3 protein-coding genes are annotated in these 6,040 nt (G+C 64.5%); 1 reads left to right on the top strand and 2 read right to left on the bottom strand.

Translation table 11 applies throughout. The annotated features are described in order from the left end of the window. Both X803_RS22725 and X803_RS0108610 read right to left on the bottom strand, forming a co-directional pair. On the bottom strand, window positions 1-440 hold a 440-nt coding region (locus tag X803_RS22725; RefSeq protein WP_253907424.1), incomplete at its 3' end, for a 4Fe-4S dicluster domain-containing protein. 483 nt (window positions 441-923) lie between these two features. Continuing rightward, a complete protein-coding gene (locus X803_RS0108610; RefSeq protein WP_026544825.1) occupies window positions 924-4,640 on the bottom strand; it encodes a nitrate reductase subunit alpha in 3,717 nt (1,238 codons plus the stop codon). 128 nt (window positions 4,641-4,768) lie between these two features. Here X803_RS0108610 and X803_RS18775 point away from each other — a divergent pair, with 128 nt between their 5' ends. Continuing rightward, window positions 4,769-5,416 (top strand): hypothetical protein, encoded by a 648-nt coding sequence (locus tag X803_RS18775; RefSeq protein ID WP_051470598.1) that lies wholly within the window; start codon window positions 4,769-4,771, stop codon window positions 5,414-5,416. The last annotated feature ends 624 nt before the right edge of the window (window positions 5,417-6,040 follow it).

Genomic DNA, 6,040 nt, shown 5'->3' with positions numbered 1-6,040 from the left:
GGATCAAGCAGGACGTCAAGCTGAGCCTGGTAGAGATCCCTGTCCTCCGGAACGGAGGCCGCTTCGGTGACCTTGTCGGCGTCGTACAGGAAAAGCCCCAGGTACCTCAGCCTGCCCACGCAGGTTTCGGAACATACCGTAGGCAACCCCACCTCCACCCTGGGGTAGCAGAACGTGCACTTTTCCGCCTTGCCCGTTTTGTGGTTGAAGTAGATCTTCTTGTACGGGCACCCTGTGACGCACTGGCGCCAGCCGCGGCACTTGTCCTGATCCACCAGGACAATCCCGTCTTCCACCCGCTTGTAGATGGCGCCCGAAGGGCAGGATGCCATGCAGGAGGGATTGAGGCAGTGTTCGCAGATCCGGGGCAGGTAGAACATGAAGGTCTGCTCGAACTCGAACTTGATCTTGTCCGCGGACTCCCTGCGAACCTTCTCCACCAAGGGGTCCAGGTGGCCCATTTCCGAGGTGCCGGCAAGGTTGTCGTCCCAGTTGGCGGACCAGGTGACTTTGGTGTCTTCTCCGGTAATCAGTGACTTGGGCCGGGCAACCGGGAAGTCGTCGCCGAGCGGTGCGTCGCGGTGCGTCCACGAGGTTCTTGTAGTCGTAGGTCCAGGGTTCGTAGTAGTCCTTCAGCTCGGGCTGTACGGGGCTCGCAAAGAGTCCCAGCATCTTGCGGAGCCGTCCGCCTCCCTTCAGTTTGAGCCGGCCGCGCTTGTTCAGGGTCCAGCCGCCGCGCCACTTCTCCTGATCCTCGTAGCGCCGTGGATACCCCTGCCCCGGCCGCGTCTCGACGTTGTTGAACCAGACATATTCCGTGCCCGCCCGGTTGGTCCACGCCTGCTTGCAGGTCACCGAGCAGGTGTGGCACCCGATGCACTTGTCGAGATTCATCACCATGCCCATTTGAGCCATGACACGCATCAGTACTGCACCTCCTGGGAACGACGACGGACGCGCGTCACCATGTCACGCTGGTTTCCCGTCGGGCCGAGATAGTTGAAGGCATAGGCCAGTTGGGCGTACCCGCCGATCATGTGCGTGGGTTTGACCAGCAGGCGGGTCACCGAGTTATGGATCCCGCCGCGCCGGCCGGTCGCCTCGGATTTCGGCACATCAATGGTCCGTTCCTGTGCGTGATACACAAAGACCACGCCGGACGGCATCCGGTGGCTGACAATGGCCCTGCCGACAAGCACACCGTTGGTGTTGACGCACTCAACCCAGTCGTTGTCCCTGACCTCGATGGACTCGGCGTCACCCGGGCTCATCCAGACGGTCGGGCCGCCGCGGGAGAGGGAGAGCATCAGCAGATTGTCCTGGTATTCGGAGTGGATGGACCACTTGGAGTGCGGCGTCAGGTACCTGACGGTGATTTCCCGGGTGCCGTCCGGGCCGAGCTTCGGTTCACCGAACAGACGGTTCATATCCAGCGGCGGACGGTAAATGGGAAGTGCCTCGCCGACGTCGCGCATCCAGTCATGGTCCAGGAAGAAGTGCATGCGGCCGGTGAGGGTATGCCATGGTTTGAGCCGCTCGACATTGACGGTGAACGGCGCATACCGGCGGCCTCCCGTTTCCGAGCCCGACCATTCCGGGGAGGTGATCACCGGCACCGGCGCGGCCTGCGTCTGCGCGAAGGTGATGCGCTTTTCCTCGGATCCCTCGGCCAGGTCGGCGAGCTTGACGCCGGTGCGCTTCTCGAGATCCTTGAACCCCTGCACCGCGAGCTCACCATTGGTGGTACCGGAGAAGGCGAGGATGGCCTCTGCAAGTTTGGCGTCAGTGTCGATTGCCGGACGGCCGTTACCTGCTCCGCCCCGCATCACGCCGTTCGAGTGGCCCAGGCGGTCAACCTCGCGGCCCACACGGTAGGTGATGTTCTTCACCGTGAACCCCAGGGTGTCCGCCAACGGTCCAACGGTAGCCAGCTTGTCGGCGATGGCCGTGTAGTCCCGCTCCACCACCTGGAAGTTCGGCATGTTCTGTCCAGGCACGGCCGGGATATCTTCCCTCCGCCAGTCACGCACCACGCCGCCGGGCTGGGCCACCTGGCCGGGAGTATCATGCTGCAGCGGCACACTGACAAGGTCCTTGCGGACCCCCAGGTGGGTCCGTGCCTGGCGGGAGAACTCCTTTGCCAGGAGGTGAAAAGTCTCGAAGTCGGACTTCGACTGCCACGGCGGGTCGATGGCCGGTGTGAAGGCATGGACAAAGGGGTGCATGTCCGTGGAGGAGAGGTCGTGCTTCTCATACCAGGTGGCTGCAGGGAAGACGATGTCGGAGAGCAGGGTGCTCGACGTCATCCGGAAGTCAGCGGTGACCAGCAGGTCGAGCTTTCCCTGCGGTGCTTCCTCATACCATTTCACGTCCCTGGGAAGCTGGCCGCTTGAGTGGTCTTCACCCATCACGTTGTTGTGGGTCCCAAGCAGGTTGCGGAGGAAGTACTCATTGCCCTTTGCGGAGGAGCCGAACAGGTTGGACCGCCAGAGCATCAGGGTGCGGGGCCAGTTCTTCGGCGAGTCGACATCCTCAATGGCCGGGTGGAGTTGCCTGCTCTTCAGCTGCGCGGCGATGTACGACGGCGTATCGGTCGCCTGCCCGTTGTCCACGGCGTTTTGAGCTTCCTCCGCCAGATCCAGCGGGTTCCTGTCGAACTGCGGATAGAACGGCATCCACCCGAGGCGGTTGGACTGGGCGAGCGCGTCCGCCGTGTGCATCCCGTCAAGGTTCCCGGTGGACAACGGTGACTTGAGGGCGTCAGCGGAATAGCCGTCCTGGCGCCACTGGTCGGTGTGCATGTACCAGTAGCCGGTGCCGATCATGGTGCGCGGCGGCCTCGACCAGTCCAGTGCGTTCGCCAGCGAAATCCAACCGGTGATCGGCCTGCACTTTTCCTGGCCCACGTAATGCGCCCAGCCGCCCCCGTTGCGGCCCATGCAGCCTGTGAGCATGAGCAGGGAGAGCACCGCCCGGTAGGTTGCGTCACCGTGGAACCACTGGCAGATTCCGGCGCCCATGATGATCATCGACCGGCCGTTGGACTGTTCTGCGTTGCGCGCGAACTCACGTGCCACACGGATGCAGGCCTGGGCCGGGACGCTGGTGATTTCCTCCTGCCAGGCGGGCGTGTAGGGCGTTGACGCGTCGTCATACCCGCTGGCCCATTCCCCTGGCAGACCGTCCCGCCCTACACCGTATTGAGCGAGCATCAGGTCAAAGACGGTGGTGACCAGGTGCCCTTCCACTTCCCGCACCGGAACCCCGCGGCGCTGGACGCCCGCCTCACCGGACGGGTCATCGAATCGCGGCATCAGGATCTCCGCGGTGCCGGCGTCGGCTGTCTCCAGCATGGACAGGGCCGGGTCGGTGTCCCCGAGGTCCAGATTCCACTTGCCCATGCCGCCGTCGTTATAGCGGTGACCCATGGTGCCGTTCGGGACCACTGCCTGCCCGGTTTTCCGGTCGAACAGGACGGTCTTGAAGGCATCATCCTCGCCGGGTGCCTGTGAGGCGAGGTCCGCGGCGGTGAGAAATTTGGTCGGGACCAGGCCGCCGCCGTCGTGCTCTTCCAGCCGGACCAGGAACGGAAGGTCCGTGAACCGGCGTACATAGTCCCGGAAGAAGGGCACCTCGCGGTCCACGAAGAACTCCTTGAGCATTACGTGCCCCATGCCCATCGCCAGCGCAGCATCGGTGCCGGCCTGCGCGGGCAGCCACTCATCGGCGAACTTGGTGTTGTCCGCGTAATCCGGGCTGACCGAGACAACCTTGGTGCCCCGGTAGCGCACCTCGGCCATCCAGTGGGCATCGGGCGTCCGTGTGACCGGGACGTTGGACCCCCACATCATGAGGTAGGTGGAGTCCCACCAGTCGCCCGATTCCGGCACGTCGGTCTGGTCCCCGAAGACCTGGGGGCTGGCCACCGGAAGGTCTGCGTACCAGTCGTAGAAGGAGGTCATCACCCCACCGATGAGCTGGATGAACCGTGTGCCTGCCGCATGAGACACCATGGACATCGCCGGGATCGGCGAGAACCCGGCCACGCGGTCCGGGCCGTGTGCCTTGATCGTGTGGACGTGGGCCGCGGCAGCGATTTCGACGGCTTCCTGCCAGGAAATCCGGACCAGGCCGCCTTTGCCGCGTGCCTGCTGGTAGCGCCGGCGCCGTTCGGGATCATTCACGATGTCTGCCCAGGCGAGCACCGGGTCCTTCAACCGGGTTTTGGCCTCCCGGTACATGTCAATGAGCACTCCGCGGCCGTACGGATAGCGGACCCGCGTCGGAGAGTAGGTGTACCAGGAGAATGCCGCTCCCCGCGGGCAGCCGCGCGGCTCGTATTCCGGGCTGTTGGGGCCGACGGATGGGTAATCGGTCTGCTGCGACTCCCACGTGATGATGCCGTCCTTGACATACACCTTCCACGAGCACGACCCGGTGCAGTTCACCCCGTGGGTGGAGCGGACCACCTTGTCATGGCTCCAGCGGTCACGGTAGAAGATGTCACCGCTTCTTCCACCCTCCCTGAAGACTGCCCGTCCATCATCCGTTTCATCCCATTTGGAGAAGAAGCGGCCGAATTTCAGAAGCGCGTCAGAGGCCGGACCATCAACCCCCGCGCGAACAGGTCCCTGTGCCATAAAAGCAACCTAGGCCAGGCGAGTTTTACTGGCTAGGGCATTTCGGCCGAATCCGGATAAGTCAACGAAAATGTGCGGTAATCAAGTTCGACGGCGCACCGAACTCCGGACCGTACATAATGGAAATCATGAGCGCCGAGACTGAGCAGTTTGTAGGACACATCGCGAGCCTGGGCACCACCTCGGGCGTCCGCATCGTCATCGGCATGTGGGCGGAGTCCCCGCTGGGGGCATTCACCGACGTCATGGTCCAGAGCAGGGAAGGCACGCGCACCCTCTTGGCGCCGACGTCGGAGGTGGCCGATTACGTTGCCGGTACCTATTCCTTCGACATCGTCCGCACCGTCCCGCTGACGGTCAGCCTGGGCGAAGACTCGCTTTCCCTGGACGCCGGGCCACTTGTTGTCCGGGCGGAACTGGGCGGGAGCACCGCCGTCGGACGCCTGCTGGGTCTCGTCCCACGGGCCGTCGGCACCCATCCCCGCTGGCTCAGCGCCATCAATCCCGTCGCAAAGATCCTCATGCCCGGCGTGCGCACCGCAGGCGCCACGAAGGACGGACGCCGGCAGTTCTACGGCGTCACCGGCGCCCGCACCATCACCTCGGCGACGGCGTCCTGGGCGGGCGACTCACTCGGCGTACTGACCAGCGTCCGCCCCCGTGTCCGCTTCGGCTTCAGCTCGGTGCCGAAGAAGCCGCAGGTGGTGGACGTCACGACGACGGTGCTGCCGCCGGCTGCCTCACCCGCCCGGGAGAGCGCCGAAGAGAGCTACTAGGGCGCTTCCTAGTCCCCGGGAGCGCCCTTCTTCCTCCCGTGAAGGCCTCGTCCGCGCAGGGAGACTCCGGCCGTTTCCGGTACGCCGAGCACACAGTTCCCTGGTCTCTTGGGAAAAACACGGACCTCCTCCACCTGCAGCAGGCAATAAGTTCGCCACCCCCCCCCGCGCGCTATTCCGCCACCGATATGAGGAGGTTAATACTGCGCGCTTCCGGGGCGAGTGCCTCTGTTGGCCATACATCCGGTCCGCATGAGCGGGTGCCGAGTCCATGCTGGGCCGCGTCGAGATACAGCCATGCGCGTTCCGAGGCTGGGAGCTCGTGGGGGTGCGCTGCGGTTGCGAGTTCCTGGGCTGTGTGCCGGGATAGCGTGAAACCGGGAAGTCGGCCCTGCGAATCGGCGAACGAGTCGATCCGGAGCCACGGGTGCGCTCCCTGCGCGCTTCCGGGGCGAGTGCCTCTGTTGGCCATACATCCGGTCCGCATGAGCGGGTGCCGAGTCCATGCTGGGCCGCGTCGAGATACAGCCATGCGCGTTCCGAGGCTGGGAGCTCGTGGGGGTGCGCTGCGGTTGCGAGTTCCTGGGCTGTGTGCCGGGATAGCGTGAAACCGGGAAGTCGGCC

Origin of the sequence: Arthrobacter sp. 35/47 (assembly GCF_000520475.1) — a bacterium.
In the GTDB taxonomy this organism is placed as follows: Bacteria; Actinomycetota; Actinomycetes; order Actinomycetales; family Micrococcaceae; genus Arthrobacter_D; species Arthrobacter_D subterraneus.
Note: the sequence above shows the minus strand (reverse complement) of the source record. Positions and strands in the feature narration are given on the sequence as shown.

What these genes read in the sequence shown, in the direction of transcription:
- X803_RS0108610 (WP_026544825.1), bottom strand. Translation starts at nt 4,640, where the DNA reads ATGGCACAGGGACCTGTTCGCGCGGGGGTTGATGGTCCGGCCTCTGAC.
- X803_RS18775 (WP_051470598.1), top strand. Translation starts at nt 4,769, where the DNA reads ATGAGCGCCGAGACTGAGCAGTTTGTAGGACACATCGCGAGCCTGGGC.